This window comes from Pseudomonas sp. (assembly GCF_030150285.1).
Lineage (GTDB): Bacteria > Pseudomonadota > Gammaproteobacteria > Pseudomonadales > Pseudomonadaceae > Aquipseudomonas.
Window position 1 is genome coordinate 1 of the sequence record NZ_JASLGE010000063.1, and the last position, 22,691, is coordinate 22,691.

Below are 22,691 nucleotides of genomic sequence, written 5' to 3' on the forward strand. Positions count from 1 at the left end.
GGTTCTTTGAACCACTTGATGAACACCCATGGCCAAGAAGCTTTACATCGAAACCCACGGTTGCCAGATGAATGAGTACGACAGCTCACGCATGGTCGATCTGCTGGGTGAACATCAGGCCCTGGAAGTCACAGCGCGCGCTGAAGACGCTGATGTCATCCTGCTCAATACCTGTTCCATTCGTGAGCGTGCCCAAGACCGCGTGTATTCGCAGCTGGGCCGGTGGCGCGAGCTGAAACTGGCCAACCCAGAGATGGTGATTGCCGTCGGCGGTTGCGTGGCCAGCCAGGAGGGCGCGGCCATTCGCGACCGCGCCCCTTACGTGGACGTGGTTTTCGGCCCGCAAACCTTGCACCGTTTGCCGGAAATGATCGACGCAGCCCGCATCACCAAGCTGCCGCAGGTCGATGTGTCGTTCCCGGAAATCGAGAAGTTCGACCATTTGCCCGAGCCGCGTATTGATGGGCCGAGCGCCTACGTGTCGGTGATGGAAGGCTGCAGTAAGTACTGCACGTTCTGCGTGGTGCCTTACACCCGAGGCGAAGAGGTCAGCCGGCCGTTCGATGACGTGCTGAGCGAGGTGCTTCACCTGGCCGAGAACGGTGTACGCGAAGTTACATTGCTGGGGCAAAATGTTAACGGCTATCGCGGCTTGACTGAAGATGGCCGCCTGGCAGACCTGGCAGAACTCATTCGGGTGGTCGCGGCCATCGACGGGATTGAGCGCATTCGTTACACCACTTCACACCCGCTGGAGTTTTCGGACAGCCTGATCCAGGCCCACGCCGAGGTACCGGAACTGGTGAAGCACCTGCACTTGCCGGTGCAATCGGGTTCCGACCGCATTCTGTCGGCGATGAAACGCAACCACACGGCATTGGAGTACAAATCCAAGTTGCGCAAACTGCGCGCCGCCGTGCCAGGCATCTGCATCAGTTCCGACTTTATCGTCGGCTTCCCGGGGGAAACCGAGAAAGACTTCGAACAGACCATGAAGTTGATTGAGGACGTGGGTTTCGATTTCTCCTACTCCTTCGTGTACAGCCAGCGCCCGGGCACTCCGGCGGCCGACCTGACTGACGACACACCCGAAGCGCGCAAAAAGGAACGCCTGAACGCGCTGCAACACCGCCTGAACCAGCAAGGTTTTGAGATCAGCCGCCAAATGGTCGGCTCCATTCAGCGGATTTTGGTCACCGATTACTCGAAAAAAGACCCTGGCGAACTGCAGGGCCGCACCGAAAACAACCGCATTGTTAACTTCCGCTGTGATAACCCGCAGTTGATCGGGCAATTTGCCGACGTTCATATCGATGCCGCCCAGCCGCACTCCCTACGGGGCTCGCTGCTGAACTGAGGTCGAACACTGTAGCGACCGCTGGTCGCTGGTCGACGCTCGCGTGCTCGCGCTCTTTTAAAAGATCGCGAGCACGCTCGCTCCTGCAGAGCGGCAATGATTTATCGCGGCCCTTTCGCGCATGACCTGCTAGCGTTATCCTTCAGCTCATACCCATTGCCTTAGGGCGGCTAAAAGCGACCTTGAACGCACCCATCGAACCACATCGTTTCCTCCTCGAGCCCTTTGAGGCTCGCCGCTTCGCTAATCTGTGCGGGCAATTCGACGAGCATTTGCGCTTGATCGAGCAACGCCTTGCGATCGAGATCCGCAATCGCGGCAATCAGTTCGAATTGATCGGCGATCCAAAAACCACCGCGACCGCAGAAAACCTGCTGCGTCGCCTGTACCGCGAAACCCAGGCCACAGAGCTTTCGCCGGACATGGTGCACCTGTTCTTGCAGGAATCCGCTGTCGAAGAGCTCGCCAGCAACCCGGTGGCCGAAGCCAGCGTTTCACTGCGCACCAAAAAGGGCATGATCCGCCCTCGCGGGATCAATCAGCAGCGCTACGTGAAGGAAATTCTCGGTAACGACATCAACTTCGGTATTGGCCCGGCCGGTACAGGCAAGACTTACCTCGCCGTGGCCTGCGCCGTTGATGCACTGGAGCGCGAGCAGATCCGCCGCATCCTGCTGGTGCGCCCGGCGGTTGAAGCGGGCGAAAAGCTCGGTTTCCTGCCCGGCGACCTGTCGCAAAAAATCGACCCGTACCTGCGCCCGCTGTACGACGCGCTCTACGAAATGCTGGGCTTCGAATACGTGGCCAAGCTGATCGAACGTCAGATCATTGAAGTGGCACCGCTGGCTTATATGCGCGGCCGTACACTGAACAACAGCTTCATTATTCTCGACGAAAGCCAGAACACCACCGTTGAGCAGATGAAGATGTTCCTGACGCGTATCGGCTTCGGCTCTACTGCGGTCATCACGGGCGACATTACTCAGATCGACCTGCCCAAGGGCACCAAGTCCGGCCTGAACCATGTCATCGAAGTGCTCAAGGATGTTCCGGGTATCAGCTTTACCCACTTCCAGTCCAAGGACGTGGTGCGGCACCCGCTGGTGCAGCGCATCGTCGAAGCCTATGGCCGTTATGAGCAGGAAGCCGCCGACAAACTGGCCGCTCTGCCTGCTGCCAAGGATTACCGCAACGATGCTTGAGCTAGACCTGCAATTGGCAACCGAGGCTAGCGCCCCGACCGAAGCCCAGTTCCGCCAATGGTGCGAACTGGCCCTGCGCCAGCGCACAGCGGACTCAGAAATGACCATTCGTCTGGTAGACGAAACCGAGGGCCGCGAGCTTAATCACACTTGGCGCGAAAAAGACTACGCGACCAACGTGCTGTCCTTTCCGGCAGACGTGCCCGACGAGTTCCTGGATATCCCGTTACTGGGCGATCTGGTGATTTGCGTGGCCGTGGTCGAACGCGAAGCTGCTGAACAAGGCAAATCCCTTGAGGCCCACTGGGCCCACCTAGTGATTCATGGCTGCTTGCATCTTCTGGGTTACGACCATATAGAAGACGAAGAAGCCGAAGAAATGGAAGCACTGGAACGAACGTTGCTTGCAGAACTGGGTCATCCGGACCCGTATGCAGACGACGACACTGATTAACACCCACTGAAATAACCAAGGGATACGAGTAAATCGCTATGAGCGAAGACCGATCGAGCAACGGGCAAAAGTCATGGTTGGGTAAGCTGACCCAGGCCTTTGCCCATGAGCCGAAAAACCGCCAGGAGCTGCTTGAGCTGCTGCGCGAAGCACATCAGAACAAACTGTTGGACAGTGAAGCGCTGGCCATCGTCGAAGGTGCCATTCAAGTGGCTGACCTGCAGGTTCGGGACATCATGGTCCCGCGTTCGCAGATGATCAGCATCAAGGCGACCCAGACACCTCGCGAATTTCTCCCGTCCATCATCGATGCCGCGCACTCGCGCTACCCGGTGATCGGCGAAAGCCACGATGACGTCCTGGGCGTCCTGCTGGCCAAGGATTTGCTGCCGTTGATCCTTCAAGAGAACGGCGACAAGTTCAATATCAAGGACTTGCTGCGTCCGGCGACATTTGTTCCCGAGTCCAAGCGCCTTAATGTATTGCTGCGTGAGTTTCGCGCCAACCATAACCACATGGCCATCGTCATTGACGAATACGGCGGCGTGGCGGGCCTGGTGACGATTGAAGACGTGCTGGAACAAATTGTCGGTGACATCGAAGACGAACACGATGTTGAAGAAGACAGCTACATCAAGCCGCTGCCCAGCGGTGACTTCTTGATCAAGGCACTGACCCCGATCGAAAACTTCAACGAGTTCTTCGACACCGAATACTCCGATGACGAGTTCGACACCGTGGGTGGCCTGGTCATGAGTGCATTCGGGCACCTGCCCAAACGCAATGAGATCACCGAAATCGGCCCCTATCGATTCCGCATCCTGAATGCCGATAGCCGCCGGATTCATTTGATCCGCCTCACGCCTGTCGCCCGCTAAACACCACCACCAAGGATTGAAATGCGCTGGATAACCTCCCCCGGCTGGCCCGGTAACTTGCTGGCCGTGGCGGCCGGCGCACTGACAACCCTGGCGCTGGCACCTTTCGATATCTGGCCTTTGGCGCTGGTGGCCTTGGCCCTTTTCTACCTCGGCCTGCGCGACCTGTCCCCCAAGCAGGCGCTTGGCCGTGGCTGGTGCTACGGTTTTGGCCTGTTTGGCGCGGGTACCAGCTGGATCTACTACAGCATTCACCACTTCGGTGGGGCTTCGGTACTGCTGGCCGGCTTTCTGATGCTGCTGTTCACGGCCGCTATCGCCTGGTTCTTTGCCCTCCCCGCCTGGCTGTGGGCCCGCTGGATACGCCGCAACGAAGCACCGCTGGCCGACGCACTGGCATTTGCCGCACTGTGGGTCGCCCAAGAAGCGTTTCGGGGCTGGTTTCTCACCGGTTTCCCTTGGCTCTATTCGGGCTACAGCCAGCTGGACGGGCCCTTGGCCGGGCTCGCACCGCTCGGTGGCATGTGGCTGATTTCTTTCGCGCTCGCGTTAACTGCCGCTTTGTTGTGCAACGTTACGCGCCTGCTCAAAACCCGACGCCTCACCTTTATTGGCCTCGGCCTGTTGTTACTGGCCGGCCCTTGGTGCATCGGCCAGGCCCTTAAACATCACGCCTGGACCAGCCCTTCGGGTGAACCGCTGAGTGTGGCGGCGATTCAGGGCAACATTGAACAAAGCATGAAATGGGATCCCGCGCAGCTCAACGCGCAACTGGCCCTGTACCGCGACCTGACATTGAGCTCCCGACGTGTCGATTTGATTGTCTGGCCCGAAACGGCCATCCCGGTGCTCAAGGAAAACGCCGAAGGCTACCTGAGCATGATGGGAAACTTTGCCGCCGACCGCCATTCCGCACTGATTACCGGTGTGCCCATTCGCCAGGAAGTGCGCCACGAACCCCGCTATTTCAACGGCATCACCGCCGTGGGCGAAGGCGATGGTATTTACCTGAAACAAAAACTGGTGCCCTTTGGAGAGTACGTTCCGCTTCAGGATGTGCTGCGTGGGCTGATTGCATTCTTTGACCTGCCCATGTCGGACTTTGCCCGCGGCCCTTCCGACCAGCCGATGCTGCAAGCCAAGGGTTATCAGATTGCGCCGCTGATTTGCTATGAAGTGGTCTATCCGGATTTCGTGGCAGGCCTGGCCGCCCAGAGCGATATTTTGCTGACCATCAGCAACGACACCTGGTTCGGCACTTCAATCGGCCCGCTGCAACACTTGCAAATGGCGCAAATGCGCGCGTTGGAAGCCGGTCGCTGGATGATCCGTGCAACCAACAACGGCGTCACCGGGCTGATCAACCCCTTCGGTCAAATCACGGCGCAGATCCCGCAGTTCGAGCGCGGCATTCTGTATGGCGAAGTGGTGCCCATGCACAACCTGACGCCTTACCTGCAATGGCGCTCATGGCCGCTGATCGTTCTGTGCTGCGTGCTGATCGGCTGGGCACTGATCACCCGACGGATGGCCAAGACCCTCTGAGTGATGGCCCGCAGAACGGACAGTGCCGCTCTGCGGGCCATTACTCAGCGATAGAACAACGGGTAGGCTATCTGCCCAACCACCTCGTTGAGCAATAAGCCAGACTGACCGATTGACTTGTACTCGGGCAGCCACCCACCCAACGGCCGCGCATTATCCCCGCTCAAAAACCCGACAGGCGCGGGCACAACCTCGAACCCGGCCTGTTCAAAGCTCCAGACCGAGCGGGGCATATGCCAGGCATGCGTCACCACGACCACCCGCTTGATGCCCAGGGGCAGCAGCATATCGGCTGACAGACGGGCGTTTTCCCATGTGGTACGGCTCTGCCCTTCCTGCCAGCGTACCGTCACACCAAAGTCATCGCGCAGCGAATCAGCCATGATCTGCGCCTCACTGAGTGGCTGACCAAAGGGCGCGCCACCCGTCACCAAGACCGGAAGGCCCGAAGCCTTGGCCAAGCGGGCGGCGTAACGCTGTCGCTCCAACCCGATACCGGTGGGCTGATCGCTGCCCCAGGCAGGATCACCCTGTTCGCGCCCTGAACCCAATACCACAATTGCATCGGCACGCCCCGCCAGTGTGGCCCATTGGCTTTGAACCAGGGCCGGCTCACGCTCAATCGCCCGCGCGCCCCACTCCACCACCACAGGCAGGCTCATCAGCCAAAAGCCGCCCAGCCCCAGAAAAAACAAGACACCTGCCAGTCGTGGGCGAGTACACCGCAACCACCAGGCGAGCAACAAAAGCAGCAAAAACAGGCCTGGCGGCAAAAGAAGGGATTTAACGAAATATCGAACAGGCATCGGGCATCTCCATAGATGCCCGAAGCCTAAGGGGGTTGAAGGGGCGTATCAACAGGGCAGATTCATCACTCGCACACCTGTTGCCTCAATCCGGGACCTGCGTGTTGCGCAACCGCCCTACTTTCCCTGCACCCTGTCTTTAAGCCAGATGACCTTGGCTGTATGGGTGGCACTTTCTACATTCATACTGCCTTGCGAGCGTTTATCAGCCTCACGCCCGATCCGGTTCAAATACACGTTGATCAACTCCAGCTCGGCACGGCTCAAACCTCGCAATTCCAAATCGGCAGGGCGCTCACCCCTTAGTCGCACTGCCGTTCTTGCTGAATCAAGAGCCACACTCAAACGATCAATCAAACGCTCATACACCTCCGTTGTTGCGCTTCGTTGCAACTCTGCCATCCGTTCACCTCATGAAGGAAATATCTATCCCCAAGGAGAGCTTAGACCTGCCTGTCAGAGCAGTAGGCTGTAGCGACCAACGGAGTGATTAGACAATCAGGGTTTCCCTCGATAGAGGGGGGTCATGTATGCTACCTGACTTCCTGTAACTCCTACTCCAGCCTGACCGGGCCAAGCAATACCCGGCGCTAAGTTGAAGAGGATTAGGCCACCCATTCATTAGTACAAGTAGCCATGCACGAACACTATCAGCCCCGTGAAATAGAAGCCGCCACCCAATCCTTCTGGGACACTCAAAAGTCCTTCGAAGTCAGCGAAGATCTAGGCAAGGAAACCTACTACTGCCTATCGATGTTCCCTTACCCGAGCGGCAAGCTACACATGGGGCACGTGCGTAACTACACCATCGGTGACGTGATCTCGCGTTACCAGCGCATGCTGGGTAAAAATGTGCTGCAGCCGATGGGCTGGGACGCCTTTGGCATGCCGGCCGAAAATGCCGCGATGAAAAACAACGTCGCGCCGGCCAAATGGACCTACGAAAACATCGCCTACATGAAAACCCAGCTACGCAGCCTGGGCCTGGCCGTTGACTGGTCCCGCGAGATCACTACCTGCAAACCCGACTACTACCGTTGGGAACAATGGCTGTTCACTCGCCTGTTCGAAAAAGGCGTGATCTACCGCAAGAACGGCACCGTCAACTGGGACCCGGTCGACCAGACCGTGCTGGCCAACGAGCAAGTAATCGATGGCCGCGGATGGCGTTCCGGCGCGCTGATCGAAAAGCGCGAAATCCCGATGTACTACTTCAAGATCACCGCGTATGCGGATGAACTGCTGGAAAGCCTCGACGACATGCCCGGCTGGCCCGAGCAAGTCAAAACCATGCAGCGCAACTGGATTGGCAAATCCCGCGGCATGGAAGTGCAGTTCCCTTACAACGTCGACTCCATCGGCCAGGAAGGCACCCTAAAAGTCTTCACCACCCGCCCGGACACCCTGATGGGTGCCACCTATGTCGCCGTGGCAGCCGAGCACCCGCTGGCCACTCTGGCCGCGCAAAACAACCCTGAGCTGCAAGCATTTATCGCTGAATGCAAGGCCGGCAGTGTTGCCGAAGCCGACATGGCAACCCAGGAAAAAAAGGGCCTGCCCACGTCGCTGTTCGTCGAACACCCGCTGACTGGCGAAAAACTCACGGTATGGGTCGCCAACTACGTGTTGATGCACTACGGCGACGGCGCAGTAATGGCTGTTCCGGCACACGACGAGCGCGACTTCGAATTTGCAACCAAGTACAGCCTGCCGATCAAGCCGGTCGTGCGCACCGGTGCGGGTGACGAAACGCCAGCACCGTGGCAAGACGCCTACGGCGAGCGCGGCACATTGATCAACTCCAGCGAATTCGACGGCCTTGATTTCGACGCCGCCTTCAGCGCGATTGAAGCTGCCCTGACGGCCAAAGGCCTTGGCCAGTCGCGCACTCAGTTCCGCCTGCGCGACTGGGGCATCAGCCGCCAACGCTATTGGGGCTGCCCGATCCCGATCATCCACTGCGAAAGCTGCGGTGACGTGCCGGTGCCGGAAGACCAATTGCCGGTGATATTGCCGGAAGACGTCGTGCCGGATGGTGCAGGTTCGCCATTGGCCCGCATGCCTGAGTTCTACGAGTGCGCCTGCCCGAAATGCGGGGCGCCGGCCAAGCGTGAAACTGACACCATGGACACCTTTGTCGAGTCGTCCTGGTATTACGCGCGCTACGCGTCGCCGCACTATACCGAGGGCTTGGTTGAAAAATCAGCGGCTGATCACTGGTTGCCGGTTGATCAGTACATCGGCGGTATTGAGCACGCGATCTTGCACCTGCTGTACGCGCGCTTCTTCCACAAGCTGATGCGCGACGAAGGCCTGGTCAGTTCCAACGAGCCGTTCAAGAACCTGCTGACCCAAGGCATGGTGGTCGCAGAGACCTATTTCCGCTCGCTGGACAACGGCGGCAAGGACTTTTTCAACCCGGACGACGTGGAAGTCGAACGTGATGCCAAGGCCAAGATCATCGGTGCCAAGCTCAAGTCGGACGGCCTGCCGGTGGAAATCGGCGGCACACAGAAGATGTCCAAATCGCTGAACAACGGTGTCGATCCTCAATCGATGATTGAGCAGTACGGGGCAGATACCTGCCGCCTGTTCATGATGTTTGCCTCGCCACCTGACGCAAGCCTGGAGTGGTCCGATGCTGGCGTAGAAGGTTCGCATCGCTTCCTCAAGCGCGTCTGGCGTCTGGCCCATGCGCACGTTGGCCGTGGTCTGCCGGGCAAACTGGATATCGCCAGCCTGAACGACGAGCAAAAGATCATCCGCCGCAGCACCCACCTGGCCATCAAGCAAGCCAGCCAGGACGTGGGCCAGCACCACAAATTCAACACGGCCATCGCCCAGGTGATGACCCTGATGAACGTGTTGGAAAAAGCGCCGCACGCCACCGAGCAAGAACGCGCCCTGGTGCAGGAAGGCCTGGAAACGGTTGCCCTGTTGCTGGCTCCGATCACCCCGCATATCAGCCACGAACTGTGGAACCAACTGGGCCACATCGGTGCGGTCATCGACGCTCCGTGGCCGATGCTGGACGAAAGCGCGCTGGTGCAAGACACCCTGCAACTGGTGATTCAGGTCAACGGCAAGCTGCGTGGCCAGATCGAAATGCCAACCGGCGCTACACGTGAAGACGTTGAAGCGGCTGCCCGCGTCAATGAAAACGTGCTGCGCTTTACCGAAGGGCTGACGATCCGCAAAGTGATCGTAGTACCCGGCAAGCTGGTCAATATCGTCGCGAGCTAATAGGAACAGGTGCCTGCTGAACACAGGCACCCAACTAGACCTTTAAGGCTGCCGAGGCAGCCTATCCGGTTTCAAGGGGAGCTACACATGATCAAACGCAACTTGCTGGTGATGGGCCTTGCTGTTCTGTTGAGCGCCTGCGGCTTTCAACTGCGCGGCACCGGCACCAATCAGCTGACGATCACCGAACTCGACCTCAGTGCACGTAACGCTTATGGCGATACCGTGCGTGAACTGCGCCGCGAGCTGGAAAACAATGGTGTGAAAATCACACCCAACGCGCCGTACAAGCTGATTCTGACCAACGAGCAAGAAACCCGCCGTGCTGCCAGCTACACCGGCATCAACAATAATGCGGAGTATCAGCTCACCAAAGTGCTGAGTTACGAGATTCAGGGCCGCGATCACCTGCCGCTGCTTTACAACAAGCTCGAGGTGAACAAGGTTTACCTGCATGACGGCAACAACATCGCGGGCTCCAGCCAAGAGCAAACCCTCATTAGCAAGGAAATGCGCCGCGACCTTATTCAGCAAATGATTCTGCGGCTGGAGCAACTGACCCCGGCCAAGCTGGAGAAGCTTCAGCAGGTCGCGGATGAGAAAGCAAAAGCACAAGCTGACGCCCTCGAGGCCGCCCGCAAGGCTCAAGACGAAACCCCTCAACAGTCGCCCCTCGAAGTCCCTAACTTCTAAGGCACACGGGGCACCCCAGGTGCCCCGCTACTTATCAAGCCCTTATGAAACTCGCCCCCGCCCAACTCGCCAAACACCTGCAAGGCAACCTGTCGCCTGTGTATATCATCAGCGGCGATGACCCGTTGTTAAGTCAGGAAGCGGCCGATGCCATTCGCAGCGCCGCGCGACAACAAGGCTACGACGAACGCCAAGTCTTCAGCGCCGACGCCAGCTTTGATTGGGGTTCACTGCTGCAAGCCGGAGCCAGCATGTCGCTGTTTGCCGAAAAGCGCCTTCTGGAACTGCGACTACCGTCAGGCAAGCCCGGTGACAAAGGTGCGGCGGCGTTAATCGAGTACTGCTCACGCCCCGCCGAAGACACCTTGTTACTGGTCAGCCTGCCAAAGCTCGATGGCAGTGCGATGAAGACCAAGTGGGGTAAAGCGCTTATCGACGGTGCGCAGACTCAATTCATACAAATCTGGCCCGTTGATTCCCACCAACTCCCGCAATGGATTCGTCAGCGCCTTTCTCAAGCCGGGCTGTCAGCCACCCATGATGCGGTGGAACTGATTGCTGCACGGGTTGAAGGCAACTTGCTCGCAGCGGCCCAGGAAGTTGAAAAGCTCAAGCTGATGGCTGAAGACGGGCAGATCACGGTCGAGACGGTGCAGGCCGCCGTGGCGGACAGTGCGCGCTTCGACGTGTTTGGCCTGGTGGATGCCATTCTCAACGGTGAAACTGCGCACGCCTTGCGCATGCTTGAAGGCTTGCGCGGCGAAGGGGTAGAACCACCGGTTATCTTGTGGGCGTTGGCGCGGGAACTGCGGGTACTGGCCAATATTGCATTGCAATACAGCCAGGGCACACCGCTGGATAAAGCCTTCAGCCAGGCTCGGCCACCCGTGTGGGAGAAACGCAAATCATTGATGAGCAAAGCGTTGCAACGCTATTCGGCACAGCGCTGGGCGCAGTTGTTAATGGATGCACAGCGCATTGATGCGCAAATCAAAGGCCAAGCGGCGGGGTCCGCATGGAGCAGCCTAAGCCGATTGACCCTGTTGATGTGTGGGCAACGGCTGAACCTACCCGCCGAATAGTCCCCACTCATAGCTGCCAAGCCTTCACAGCCCAGTGCGTTCCGACAAGGGCACTGGACAGCTTGAAAAAACTGGCCGATGATTTGCGCTTGTTCCACTCAAGCGAGACCTCCACCATGAGCAAGCGCCCCAATAAGGCCAAATCCATTGTCGCCCAACCCTTGTTCCGCAGCCGCCAGGAACGCCCCGCCAAAGGCAAAGGCAGCTACCGCCGCGAAGCCTTCCAGTCGAGAGACCGGGAGGCTTTTTACTTTCTGGCTGCCTGACGGCGAGAATGATAAGGTCTGCTTCTGTTTTGCATTACCTGGACCTGCGCATGCCCTTAAGTCATAAACGTGGTTGGCCAATGCGCCAACTGATTGCCGCTTCCAGCGTCATTCTTTTAGTCGCCTGCGCCGAAAAGCCCACTGCAGCCGATGCTCAGCCCTTGCCTGTCACGCCAGCCGCTGCGGCGGTAAGCGCACCTGTCACCAACACCGAAATGCCTGATATCCAGCCCGCTCAAAGTTTCAGTGAGTGGCAGGCCAATTTTCGCGTGATTGCACTTAACGCCGGTATCAACGCGCAGGTATTCGATAACGCCTTTAACGGCATGACGCCCGACATGAGCGTCATCAAGGCCGATCGCAGCCAGCCCGAGTTCAGTCGCCCCGTGTGGGAATACCTCGACGGTGCCCTGTCACCGCTGCGCGTTCGCAACGGTCAGCGTTTGCTGGAGCAAAATGCCGAGTTGCTGAGCCGTATCGAGCAGCGTTATGGCGTCGACCGTCAGGCACTGGTTTCGGTGTGGGGCATGGAAAGCAACTTTGGTACGTTCCAGGGTAACAAGTCGGTTATCCGCTCGCTCGCCACACTCGCCTATGAAGGCCGCCGCCCGGATTTCGCGCAGAGCCAATTGCTGGCCGCGCTGAAAATCATCCAGGAAGGCGATATCCAGCCCGATAAAATGCTGGGCTCCTGGGCCGGTGCCATGGGGCAGACCCAGTTCATTCCCACCACTTACGAAACCCACGCCGTGGATTTCGATGGCGATGGCCGTCGGGACATCTGGAATAGCTCGGCAGACGCTTTAGCTTCAACCGCGCACTACCTGCAAAGCTCTGGCTGGAAGCAAGGCCAGCCCTGGGGTTTTGAAGTCAGCGTGCCGGCGGGCTTTGACTATGCACTGGCCGATGGCACCGTGCGAAAAAGCGTCGCCGAATGGCAAAAGCTGGGCGTGATCGTGCCGGCCAACGTTACAGGGGCGCAGCCGTTGAGTGCCACCCTGCTGCTGCCTGCGGGCTATCGCGGCCCGGCCTTCCTTGTACTGGACAACTTCCGTGCGATTCTTCGCTACAACAACTCCTCGTCCTATGCATTGGCCGTGGGGTTGTTGTCTGAGCGGTTCAATGGTAGGGGAACCATTAAAGGGGATTGGCCCAAGGATGACCTGCCATTAAGCCGCTCTGAACGCGTCGAACTGCAGACGCTGCTCAATGCCCGCAACCACGATGCGGGCAACCCTGACGGCATCATCGGTGCCAACACCCGCAAGGCGATTCGCAATGCACAGCAAGCACTGGGCTGGCCAGCCGATGGCTACCCTAATCACGCATTGTTAGAGAGTTTGCGCAACCGCTAAGGCCTTGATGGAGCGACCTCTCCTACGGATGGCAGCGTTTGTGGGAACGAGCTTGCTCGTGATCTTTTGATCTTTAAAAGATCGCGAGCAAGCTCGCTCCTACGCGGGCCCCTTGAACCACGCGGGCCTCGCGCCGGTTTTGCGCAGCGGGACCACAGAGCAAGGCCTGTAGGAACGAGCTTGCTCGTGATCTTTTGATCTGGTTTTTGATCTAAAGGGCCCCCTTAAACCACGCTGGCCGATCGCGGCGGCCCACAGAGCAAGGCCTGTGGTGAGGGCATGCCGAGCCCCAGCGAGGCACCGAGTGGTAGGGGCATGAGCGTTTGGCCACTTTGCGCTTTTTCAAAGTGGCACGGCGTAAAGCAGGAACCTTAAGTGGCGTCATTGAGCGTTTAAAGGTCAAAAGATCGCGAGCAAGCTCGCTCCTACCGCTTGGTTATACGACTACGGGTTGCTGCAGTGTCAGTTGCTGGGTATCGGCATCCAATTGCACCTGAGCGCCCATCGGTAACGTCAGGTTCGGATCACAGTGGCCACTGCGCCACCCGGACACTATCGGAATGCCTAACGGCCCCAGTTCCTGCTTGAGCAGGCGCTCCAGAGACGCAGTATCAACCCCGTCAAAATCCCCCACCAAGACTCCACGCAACCGGTTGAATTTTCCCGCCAGACGCAAGTGCGTCAGCAGGCGGTCAACGCGGTACAAAGGCTCGTTGACGTCCTCGATAAACAGAATGATGCCGTCATCATCCAGTTCGTAAGCGGTACCCAGCGTGGCGCAAATCATCGACAAGTTACCGCCCATCAAGCGCCCACGAGCGCGGCCCGGTGCCAGGGTTGTCAATGGAAAGGCGGCCGGGTGCTCCAGTGCCGGCGGCTGTTGGCCGCTGAGCATGTGCAGCAGAGAAGACTCGGTCGGTGGCTGTTTATCACCCAGCAAGTCAGCATTCAGCATGGGCCCATGAAAGGTCACAAAGCCGGCATAACGCGTGATCGCCAGGTGCAGCGCGGTGATGTCGCTGTACCCCACAAATGGCTTGGGATGCCGACGTAAAAGCTCAAAATCCAGGCCATCCAGCAAACGCGGGCTGCCGTAACCGCCACGCAGGCAGAAAATGGCATCTACGCTGCTGTCCGCAAACGCGGCGTGCAAATCGGCTAACCGTGTGGCGTCTGCACCCGCCAGGTAGCCGTCCCGCTCCCAAACCCCCGGATACACCCGAAGCTGATAGCCCCGTGCATTCACCCACTGGGTAGCACGATCAAGATCAAGTGCTGCGGGACCGGCCGGTGCGATCAAACCGATCACCCCGCCAGAAGGGAGCGCGGGCACCGCGCTGTGAGTCTTGAAAGAGACCTGCGCGGTGAGCCGCTTGCTCATGGGTTCAGGCGCCAACCAGCATGGTCTTGACCAGCTTCGCTTGCTCGTCTGCGTGGTACGACGAACGCACCAGCGGGCCGGAGGCGACGTTTTTAAAGCCCATTTTGTACCCTTCTTCGGCGAACCAGGCGAAGGTGTCAGGGTGCACGAAACGCTGTACGGGCAAGTGGCTACGCGACGGTTGCAGGTATTGACCCAATGTCAGCATGTCGATGTCGTGCTCGCGCATGCGCTTCATCACTTCAATCACTTCGTCGTCGGTCTCGCCCAGGCCCAGCATCAAGCCGGATTTGGTTGGAACGTGCGGCATCATTTGCTTGAAGCGCTGCAGCAGCGTCAGCGACCACTGGTAATCCGAACCCGGGCGCGCAGCCTTGTACAGACGCGGAACCGTTTCAAGGTTGTGGTTGAAAACGTCTGGCGGCTCGGCGGCGGTGATCTCCAGCGCTACATCCATACGGCCCCGATAGTCAGGCACCAGGGTTTCCAACAGCACATTCGGCGACAATTTACGGATTTCGCGGATGCAGTCAGCAAAGTGCTGAGCACCGCCGTCACGCAGATCGTCGCGGTCCACAGACGTGATCACCACATACTTTAAACGCAAGTCGGCGATGGCGATGGCCAGGCTTTCCGGCTCGTTGACGTCGAGCGGCTTCGGACGACCGTGCCCTACGTCACAGAACGGACAGCGACGCGTGCAGATGTCACCCATGATCATGAACGTGGCCGTACCGCCAGAGAAGCACTCGCCCAGGTTCGGGCAGGAAGCCTCTTCGCATACGCTGTGCAGTTTGTGCTTGCGCAGCAATGCCTTGATGCGGTCGACTTCGGGCGACACGGGAATGCGCACACGAATCCAGTCGGGTTTCTTTGGCAGTTCGGTGGTCGGAATAATCTTGACCGGGATACGCGCAACCTTCTCGGCACCGCGCAATTTAACGCCGGTCTCAACCTTGGAGCGGGCCTCATTCGCACGGGCCACACGTTCAGAGATATCCAGCGTAGGGATGAGGGTTTGAACAGCGTCTTGCGCAGTAGTCATATCAATCGATTCCGCCCGTCAGGGTCGTCTGCTCAGCATAGTCGAGGTGTTTGACCAACTGCGCACGCAGCCGGTCACCTACCTCGGCAAATTCAATCGGCCCTGCCTCGTCACGCAGCTGGGTCATCGCCAGCCCTGCATAACCACAGGGGTTAATCCGTCGAAACGGTTCCAGGTCCATGTCCACATTCAGGGCCAGGCCATGGAAAGAGCAGCCATTGCGAATCCGCAGGCCCAGAGACGCGATTTTCGCGCCATCCACATACACACCCGGCGCATCAGGCTTGGCCGCCGCGTTCACGCCATAACTGGCAAGCAGCTCAATCAGACAGCGCTCCATCCGATTGACCAGCTCTCGCACACCAAAACCCAGCCGGCGCACGTCAAGCAATAGATAGGCGACCAACTGGCCGGGGCCATGATAAGTCACCTGACCGCCGCGATCCGACTTGACCACCGGAATAGTGCCCGGCAACAGCAAATGCTCGGCCTTGCCCGCCTGCCCCTGGGTAAACACCGGCGGATGCTGCACCAGCCAGACTTCGTCGGGCGTATCAGGTGCCTGCTTGCGTTCGTCGGTGAAACGTTGCATCGCCAGCCAGGTGCGCTCGTAGTCAAGCTGGCCCAGTTCGCGAAACCCCAGGACTTGCGGCATCACAACACCATATGCACGAAGCCGGTGGCTCGCAGTTCGCTATTGATGTTGTACAACTGATCCTGATCGGTGGCCACAATATGCAACTGGATCGTCGTGTACTTGCCGTTGGTGCTTTGACGCTCGTCGATACGCTCGTCGTTGATTTTCGCGTGTTTCAGGACGATCTCAATGATCTTGTCCTTGTTGCCCACACCTGTATCACTGATCACCTTAACCGGGTAATCCGTTTGAGGAAATTCGATCTTTGGCGCCTTTACTTCGGTATCGCTCATGGCGTATTGGCCTCGTAAGCCCGGAACTACAGACATGGCCCCGACAGGATATGTACGGGGCCACACAGGTGGGTGCAATCAGTTGAACATGCCGTAGAAGAATAGACGGATGCTATCCCACACGCGTCGGAAAATGCCACCTTCCTCAACAGGCTCCAGTGCAATCAAGTCAGCACTGTGTACCACTTTATCGTCCAGTTTGACTTCGACCTTACCGATCACGTCACCTTTGGCAATAGGGGCCTCCAGCTGCGGGTTCATGGTCATGCTTGCGGCCAGCTTTTTCAATTGGCCTTTAGGCAGGGTCATGGTCAAGTCATTCGCCAAGCCGGCTTTGACCTGGCTGGTCGTGCCTTTCCAGACCGGTGCTTGCGCCAGTTCAGTGCCCTTCTGGTAGAAGGTCTGGGTTTCGAAGAAACGGAAACCGTAGGTCAGCAACTTCTGGGTTTCAGCCGCGCGCGCGGCTTCACTGGTGGTGCCGAACACAACAGCGATCAGGCGCTGGCCATCACGAACGGCCGAAGACACCATGCAGTAGCCCGCTTCGTCAGTGTGGCCGGTCTTCAGGCCATCGACGGTCTTGTCACGCCACAGCAACAAGTTACGGTTAGGCTGCTTGATACCGTTCCAAAAGAACTCTTTTTGCGAGTAGATCGCGTAGTGAGTCGGGTCCTCGTGAATGATCGCACGCGCCAGCAACGCCATGTCATGCGCCGACGAATAGTGCTCCGGGTTTGGCAGCCCGGTCGGGTTCATGAAGTGACTGTTGGTCATGCCCAGATCGCTGACCGTCTTGTTCATCATGTCGGCAAACGCATCTTCACTGCCGGCAATGTGCTCGGACAGCGCCACGCTGGCGTCGTTGCCCGACTGGATGATGATCCCGTGCAGAAGGTCGCTGACCGATACCTGCGAACCCACCTTGATGAACATCCGCGAGCCACCGGTGCGCCAGGCATTCTCGCTCACGGTAACCGGGTCGTTTTCGCCGATCTGGCCACGACGGATTTCCAGGGTTGCGATGTATGCGGTCATCAGCTTGGTGAGGCTGGCGGGAGGCAGACGCTGGTCGCCGTTGTTCTCAACCAATACGTTACCGCTGTTGGCATCCATCAAAACGTAGGATTTGGCAGCCAGCTGTGGCGGCGACGGCATCATTTCGGCTGCCCAGGCAGCAGGCGTGATGATCAGCGGTACAAGCAGGCACAGGCGTTTGGCAAAGGTGGTGATGTTCATCCGTCTCTCGAAATGGTTAATGGCAACTTACCCTCACGGGCAAAACTGTTCTGACAACCGTGTGACAGGCTGTCGCGTATTCAGTTGCACGCCGACCCACGCAGGGCTCTTGTTATAGGGCTCTACAACTGCGTTTGGCCCCCAGTTTCAAGGGCCAACGCTTTTAATCCTACTGATCCGTTACAACGCTTGGCTGGCCCAGATTGGCCTGTCGCACGCTGTTTTGCATGTTCTGTACTTCACCTGCCGAGGCAATCGGCCCCAGGCGCACACGGTGTAGCGTTTGCTGGTTACGCACAATCGAGCTGATAAACACCGGCGCACTGACCATGCCACTGAGTTTGGACCGAAGCAACTCGGCGGCATCCGGATTGGCGAAAGCGCCGACCTGCAGGTAGGTGCCCTGGCCATGCGGAGCGGTTTGAGTCGGTATGACGGCTGCCGCATGTTGCTGGGGCGGCGGTGTCCATTGCTCAACCTTGGTTGTGGAAACCACTGGGCCCGACGTATTTTGAGCCATCTTGGGTTCGTTGAGCATCAGCGGTGCCGGGCGCCCACGCTGCGCCCACCACTGCTGCGGGTCGATACCCTCGACCTTGACCCGCGCGGTGCCGGTTTCGGCATAGCCGAGTTTTTTCGCCGCCGCATACGACAGATCGATAATGCGATCCGAGTAGAACGGGCCACGGTCGTTCACCCGCAGGATCACGACCTTGCCATTGTCCAGGTTGGTCACCTTGACATAGCTGGGTAGCGGCAACGTCTTGTGGGCCGCGCTCATGCCATACAGGTCGTAGACCTCGCCATTGGCGGTGTTCTGCCCGTGAAACTTGGTGCCGTACCAGGACGCCGTGCCCGAGGCCACATAGGTCTTGGACTCTTGTATCGGAAAGTAGGTCTTGCCCAGCACCGTGTACGGGTTGGCCTTGTACGGCCCGGTGTGCAGGGTTGGCGTGGCATCCGGAATGCGTGACACGTCAACATCCCACCATGGCGCACCGTCCTTGTGGGCACGGTTGATGTCCAGCCCTGGGGGCGAACTGATACCGCCTGAAGTTTTCGGGGGGGGCGTACGAGTGCTGGAGCAACTCACGACCAGCAACGCCAGCGTGGCGCAGACAGTGAGTTTTAACGATGTGCGAAGTACTAAAAACGGCATTACTTGTTGCCCCGTGCTTGAACCAGCAGGTCGGACAGTTGATGGACTGCCATCGCGTACATCACGCTGCGGTTGTAACGCGTGATCGCATAAAAATTCTTCAGGCCCATCCAGTATTCAGGGCCATTGTCGCCCTCAAGACGGAACGCAGTGACCGGCCTGTCATCGCGAAGCGCATCATGACCCGACCAGCCCAGCGCCCGCAACTCCCCGACGGTTTTGACCGGCTCGATGCCTTGGGTCAACCCCTCGTCGGCGCGGCCGCCTTTTACGTCAGCCCGAACCACCACTGGCTCACCGGCGACCCAACCATGACGCTTGAAGTAACTGGCCACGCTGCCAATGGCATCGTCCGGGTTGCTCCAGATGTTGATATGACCATCGCCGTCGAAGTCCACGGCATAGGCGCGAAAGCTGCTCGGCATGAACTGCGGCAACCCCATCGCCCCGGCGTAAGAACCCTTGAGGGTCAGCGGGTCGACTTGCTCTTCACGGCTCAGCAGCAGGAACTCGCGCAGCTCCTTGCGAAAAAACTCGGCACGGGGCGGGTAATCGAACCCCAGGGTCGACAGTGCATCAATGACGCGATAGCTGCCGGTGTTACGACCATAAAAGGTTTCAACGCCGATGATCGAAACGATCACCTGAGCCGGAACACCGTATTCCTGCTCGGCACGCGCCAGGACCGCTTCGTGTTCACGCCAGAAATCGACACCGCGCGCGATGCGGGCGTCCGAGATGAAGATCGGACGGTATTCCTTCCATTGTTTCACTCGCTCGGCAGGGCGCGAGATGGCATCGAGGATGACTTGCTTGCGCTCAGCCTCGCGAAAAACGCCCATCAGTTGCTCGCCGGCAAACCCGTAGTCACGGGTCATCTCAGCGACAAACTCAGCCACTTGCGGCGAGCCCTCATAGTCGCCGGCCACGGCTCCCGGCGCGGCCCCGAACAGGCCCATAAGGCCCATCCACGACGCGTATCGAGCGGCACGGCCACGCATTGCTAGCATTAAATTCTTCACCTTAATCAAACTTGGGCAATCCATTTACGGTGTGTGTGGATCGACATCAAAACCCCAAACGCTGACAGCAGCGTCACGAGCGAAGTTCCGCCGTAACTAATGAACGGTAGTGGCACGCCCACCACCGGCAACAAGCCACTGACCATACCGATGTTGACGAAAACATACACAAAAAACGTCATGGTCAGGCTGCCTGCGAGCAATTTGCCAAACAAGGTCTGCGCCTGGGCAGTGATCACCAGGCCGCGACCGATCAGCAGCAGGTAAATCAACAGCAGGGCACAAATGCCCACCAGGCCGAACTCCTCCCCCATGACCGCAATGATGAAGTCAGTATGGCTTTCCGGCAGAAAGTCCAAGTGCGACTGAGTCCCCAGCAACCAGCCCTTGCCAAACACGCCGCCCGAGCCGATCGCAGCCTTGGACTGGATAATGTTCCAACCCGTGCCCAACGGGTCGCTTTCCGGGTCGAGGAAGGTCAATACCCGTTGCTTCTGATAGTCATGCATCACGAAAAACCACATGGCAATCGCCACCGGCACTGTCGCGGCCAAAACACTGAGGATCCAGCGCCAGCGCAGCCCCCCCATAAACAGCACAAATGCACCGCCGGCCAGCACTAACAACGCCGTGCCCAAGTCCGGCTGACGCACGATCAGGGCAAAGGGCACGCCGATCAGCATCAGACTGACAGCCACATGCTTGAGCTGCGGCGGCAAAGTGCGTTTGGACAAGTACCAGGCAATGGTGGCCGGCATCAGAATTTTCATGAATTCTGATGGCTGGAAGCGAATGACCCCGGGGATGTTGATCCAGCGTGTAGCTCCCATGGCGTTATGGCCCATCACATCGACCACCACCAGCAGCAACACCCCGATCAGATAGCCGATCGGCACCCAGCGCGCCATAAAACGCGGCTCCAACTGGGCAATGATAAACATCGAAACCAGCCCGATACCAAACGACGTGGCTTGCTTGGTGAGCAAGTCCCAGCTCTTGCCGCTGGCCGAATACAGCACAAACAAGCTGCCCGCCGCGAGGGTCAGTAGCAGAATCAGCAGTGGGCCATCGATGTGCAAACGCTGCAACAACGTCGCACGTCGGCGCATCACATCCTCGCTGGAGAGGATGCGGTCAAAATTACTAATCATTGGCCGTCACCTCTGCCTTTGAAGGGCTGGCGTACTCGGGTTTGAGCTTGCCGTCTGCATCCAGCAACCAGGCATCCATCACCTTGCGCACCACCGGCGACGCTACCCGGCTGCCCGCCTCGCCGTTTTCAATCATGACCGAGACCGCGATTTGCGGGTTATTGGCCGGTGCAAAGCCAACAAACAAGGCGTGGTCCCGATGGCGTTCCTGCACTTTGGAACGGTCGTACTTCTCGCCCTGCTTGATCGCCACCACCTGCGCTGTACCACTTTTACCCGCGATCAGGTATTGCGCGCCCACGCCCGCCACGCGGGCGGTTCCGCGCGGGTTATGCACCACTTGTTGCATGCCGTGATTGACCTTGGCCCAGTTGGAAGGGTCTCGCAGCACGATATCCGGCATCGGATTCGGATCTACCGGCGGTACGCCTTCGATGGTCTTGGCCAGGTGCGGGCGATTCCACTTGCCTTTGCTTGCGATCAACGCCGTCGCCTGCGCCAGTTGCAAGGGCGTGGACTGCATATAACCCTGGCCAATGCCCAGGATCAGCGTCTCGCCCGGGAACCAGGCCTGACGCCGGGTCGCACGCTTCCAGTCCCGTGATGGCATCAAGCCCGCCGACTCTTCGAACATGTCGAGCGAGACCTTTTGACCAATGCCGAACTGGTTCATGTAAGTGGACAGACGATCAATGCCCAGCTTGTGGGCAAGGTCATAAAAGTAGGTGTCGTTGGAACGCATGATGGCCGAGTCCAGATCGACGTAACCATCACCCGTGCGGTTCCAGTTTCGGTACTTGTGATCGTAATTGGGCAGTTGGTAATAACCGGGATCATAAACCCGCGAAGTACCCGTGATTACGCCACTGTCGAGTCCAGCAATCGCTACCGCTGGCTTGATGGTCGAACCCGGCGGGTACAGGCCGCGCAAAATCCGGTTGAACAACGGCCGGTCGATCGAATCGCGCAACTCTGCATAAGCCTTGAAACTGATGCCGGTGACGAACAGGTTGGGGTCGAAGCTCGGTTGGCTGACCATCGCCAGCACTTCACCGGTCATCGGGTTCAGCGCAACCACCGCGCCACGCCGGCCAGCCAGCGCTTCTTCAGCGGCTTCCTGCAATTTGATATCGAGGCTTAAAACGATGTCTTTGCCAGGAATCGGGTCAGTGCGCTTGAGTACACGCAGCACACGCCCGCGGGCATTGGTTTCAACTTCCTCGTAGCCTACCTGACCGTGCAACTCGGACTCGTAGAAACGTTCGATACCCGTTTTGCCGATGTGATGGGTGCCGCTGTAATTGACCGGATCGAGGGTTTTGATCTCTTTTTCGTTAATACGCCCCATATAACCCACAGAGTGCGCAAAGTGCGCACCTTGCGGGTAATGCCTGACCAATTGCGCAACCACCTCTACACCCGGCAAGCGAAATTGGTTCACCGCAATTCGCGCGATCTGTTCTTCATTGAGTTCAAAAAGAATGGGCACCGGCTCAAACGGCCGTCGCCCCTGCTTCATGCGTTTCTCAAACAGGGCACGGTCCTCTGGCGTCAGTTGCAACACCTCGATAATCACATCGAGCACGTGCTGCCAGTCGCCCGAGCGCTCACGGGTCATGCTCAGGCTGAAGCTGGGCCGGTTGTCCGCAATCACCACACCATTGCGGTCAAAAATCAGCCCGCGGGTCGGTGGAATAGGCTGGACATGTACCCGGTTATTTTCGGACAACGTCGAGTGGTAGTCGTACTGCACCACTTGCAGAAAATACAGGCGTGCGATCAGCACACACAGCAATGCCACCACCACAATTGCACCGACCACGACACGTCCACGCACCAGGCGGGCGTCTTTCTCGTGGTCTTTAAGGCGAATCGGCTGGGTCATT

At 58.5% G+C, this 22,691-nt stretch carries 21 protein-coding genes; 10 read left to right on the forward strand and 11 right to left on the reverse strand.

Features of this window, described 5'->3' with window-relative positions:
• Nucleotides 1-28: 28 nt before the first annotated feature.
• From miaB to lnt, 5 genes are all read left to right on the forward strand, one after another.
• Nucleotides 29-1,357: a tRNA (N6-isopentenyl adenosine(37)-C2)-methylthiotransferase MiaB gene (gene miaB, locus Q1W15_RS14055; protein ID WP_300729531.1), complete on the forward strand. Its 1,329-nt coding sequence runs from the start codon at nucleotides 29-31 to the stop codon at nucleotides 1,355-1,357.
• A gap of 182 nt (nucleotides 1,358-1,539) precedes the next feature.
• Nucleotides 1,540-2,559 (forward strand): PhoH family protein, encoded by a 1,020-nt coding sequence (locus tag Q1W15_RS14060; RefSeq protein ID WP_300729533.1) that lies wholly within the window; start codon nucleotides 1,540-1,542, stop codon nucleotides 2,557-2,559.
• The gene (gene ybeY / locus Q1W15_RS14065; protein ID WP_300729535.1) at nucleotides 2,552-3,013 is read left to right on the forward strand and encodes an rRNA maturation RNase YbeY; all 462 of its coding nucleotides are present in this window, start codon (nucleotides 2,552-2,554) and stop codon (nucleotides 3,011-3,013) included. Before Q1W15_RS14060 ends, ybeY begins: the two co-directional genes overlap by 8 nt.
• 38 nt (nucleotides 3,014-3,051) lie before the next feature.
• Entirely contained in the window at nucleotides 3,052-3,891 is an 840-nt protein-coding gene (locus tag Q1W15_RS14070) for an HlyC/CorC family transporter (protein WP_300729537.1), read from the forward strand.
• A gap of 21 nt (nucleotides 3,892-3,912) precedes the next feature.
• Nucleotides 3,913-5,436, forward strand: coding sequence for an apolipoprotein N-acyltransferase (lnt, locus tag Q1W15_RS14075; RefSeq protein ID WP_300729539.1), 1,524 nt, complete (start codon nucleotides 3,913-3,915; stop codon nucleotides 5,434-5,436).
• A 44-nt stretch (nucleotides 5,437-5,480) separates the two neighbouring features.
• Here lnt and Q1W15_RS14080 read toward each other — a convergent pair whose 3' ends face one another.
• Both Q1W15_RS14080 and Q1W15_RS14085 read right to left on the reverse strand, forming a co-directional pair.
• Nucleotides 5,481-6,242, reverse strand: coding sequence for a YdcF family protein (locus tag Q1W15_RS14080; RefSeq protein ID WP_300729542.1), 762 nt, complete (start codon nucleotides 6,240-6,242; stop codon nucleotides 5,481-5,483).
• Between the two features lie 117 nt (nucleotides 6,243-6,359).
• The gene (locus Q1W15_RS14085; RefSeq protein ID WP_300729544.1) at nucleotides 6,360-6,644 is read right to left on the reverse strand and encodes a hypothetical protein; all 285 of its coding nucleotides are present in this window, start codon (nucleotides 6,642-6,644) and stop codon (nucleotides 6,360-6,362) included.
• Between the two features lie 234 nt (nucleotides 6,645-6,878).
• On the opposite strand from Q1W15_RS14085, the gene leuS reads away from it, so the two are divergent.
• From leuS to Q1W15_RS14110, 5 genes are all read left to right on the forward strand, one after another.
• Nucleotides 6,879-9,485 carry a leucine--tRNA ligase gene (gene leuS / locus Q1W15_RS14090; protein ID WP_300729546.1) on the forward strand — a complete coding sequence of 869 codons (2,607 nt, stop codon included), beginning with the start codon at nucleotides 6,879-6,881 and terminating at the stop codon, nucleotides 9,483-9,485.
• An 87-nt stretch (nucleotides 9,486-9,572) separates the two neighbouring features.
• A complete protein-coding gene (gene lptE, locus Q1W15_RS14095; protein ID WP_300729548.1) occupies nucleotides 9,573-10,178 on the forward strand; it encodes an LPS assembly lipoprotein LptE in 606 nt (201 codons plus the stop codon).
• Nucleotides 10,179-10,222: 44 nt separating this feature from the next.
• The gene (holA, locus tag Q1W15_RS14100; RefSeq protein ID WP_300729550.1) at nucleotides 10,223-11,260 is read left to right on the forward strand and encodes a DNA polymerase III subunit delta; all 1,038 of its coding nucleotides are present in this window, start codon (nucleotides 10,223-10,225) and stop codon (nucleotides 11,258-11,260) included.
• Between the two features lie 116 nt (nucleotides 11,261-11,376).
• On the forward strand, nucleotides 11,377-11,526 hold the full coding sequence (gene arfA, locus Q1W15_RS14105; protein WP_003444166.1) for an alternative ribosome rescue factor ArfA: 150 nt from the start codon (nucleotides 11,377-11,379) through the stop codon (nucleotides 11,524-11,526).
• 50 nt (nucleotides 11,527-11,576) lie between these two features.
• Nucleotides 11,577-12,881, forward strand: coding sequence for a lytic murein transglycosylase (locus tag Q1W15_RS14110; protein ID WP_300729552.1), 1,305 nt, complete (start codon nucleotides 11,577-11,579; stop codon nucleotides 12,879-12,881).
• A gap of 436 nt (nucleotides 12,882-13,317) precedes the next feature.
• Here Q1W15_RS14110 and Q1W15_RS14115 read toward each other — a convergent pair whose 3' ends face one another.
• From Q1W15_RS14115 to mrdA, 9 genes are all read right to left on the reverse strand, one after another.
• On the reverse strand, nucleotides 13,318-14,262 hold the full coding sequence (locus Q1W15_RS14115) for an LD-carboxypeptidase (protein WP_300729554.1): 945 nt from the start codon (nucleotides 14,260-14,262) through the stop codon (nucleotides 13,318-13,320).
• A 4-nt stretch (nucleotides 14,263-14,266) separates the two neighbouring features.
• Nucleotides 14,267-15,259, reverse strand: a complete 993-nt coding sequence (lipA, locus tag Q1W15_RS14120; RefSeq protein ID WP_300729703.1) for a lipoyl synthase — start codon at nucleotides 15,257-15,259, stop codon at nucleotides 14,267-14,269.
• A gap of 49 nt (nucleotides 15,260-15,308) precedes the next feature.
• Nucleotides 15,309-15,962: a lipoyl(octanoyl) transferase LipB gene (gene lipB / locus Q1W15_RS14125; RefSeq protein WP_300729556.1), complete on the reverse strand. Its 654-nt coding sequence runs from the start codon at nucleotides 15,960-15,962 to the stop codon at nucleotides 15,309-15,311.
• Nucleotides 15,962-16,237, reverse strand: coding sequence for a DUF493 domain-containing protein (locus tag Q1W15_RS14130; protein ID WP_300729558.1), 276 nt, complete (start codon nucleotides 16,235-16,237; stop codon nucleotides 15,962-15,964). The genes lipB and Q1W15_RS14130 overlap by 1 nt, the downstream gene beginning before the upstream one ends.
• 78 nt (nucleotides 16,238-16,315) lie before the next feature.
• Nucleotides 16,316-17,473 carry a D-alanyl-D-alanine carboxypeptidase family protein gene (locus Q1W15_RS14135; protein ID WP_300729560.1) on the reverse strand — a complete coding sequence of 386 codons (1,158 nt, stop codon included), beginning with the start codon at nucleotides 17,471-17,473 and terminating at the stop codon, nucleotides 16,316-16,318.
• A 169-nt stretch (nucleotides 17,474-17,642) separates the two neighbouring features.
• Nucleotides 17,643-18,632, reverse strand: coding sequence for a septal ring lytic transglycosylase RlpA family protein (locus Q1W15_RS14140; RefSeq protein WP_300729562.1), 990 nt, complete (start codon nucleotides 18,630-18,632; stop codon nucleotides 17,643-17,645).
• Nucleotides 18,632-19,642 (reverse strand): lytic murein transglycosylase B, encoded by a 1,011-nt coding sequence (mltB, locus tag Q1W15_RS14145; protein WP_300729564.1) that lies wholly within the window; start codon nucleotides 19,640-19,642, stop codon nucleotides 18,632-18,634. The genes Q1W15_RS14140 and mltB overlap by 1 nt, the downstream gene beginning before the upstream one ends.
• A 17-nt stretch (nucleotides 19,643-19,659) precedes the next feature.
• Nucleotides 19,660-20,763, reverse strand: a complete 1,104-nt coding sequence (rodA, locus tag Q1W15_RS14150) for a rod shape-determining protein RodA (RefSeq protein WP_300729705.1) — start codon at nucleotides 20,761-20,763, stop codon at nucleotides 19,660-19,662.
• A gap of 34 nt (nucleotides 20,764-20,797) precedes the next feature.
• Nucleotides 20,798-22,690, reverse strand: coding sequence for a penicillin-binding protein 2 (gene mrdA / locus Q1W15_RS14155; RefSeq protein ID WP_300729566.1), 1,893 nt, complete (start codon nucleotides 22,688-22,690; stop codon nucleotides 20,798-20,800).
• Nucleotide 22,691 lies beyond the last annotated feature (1 nt).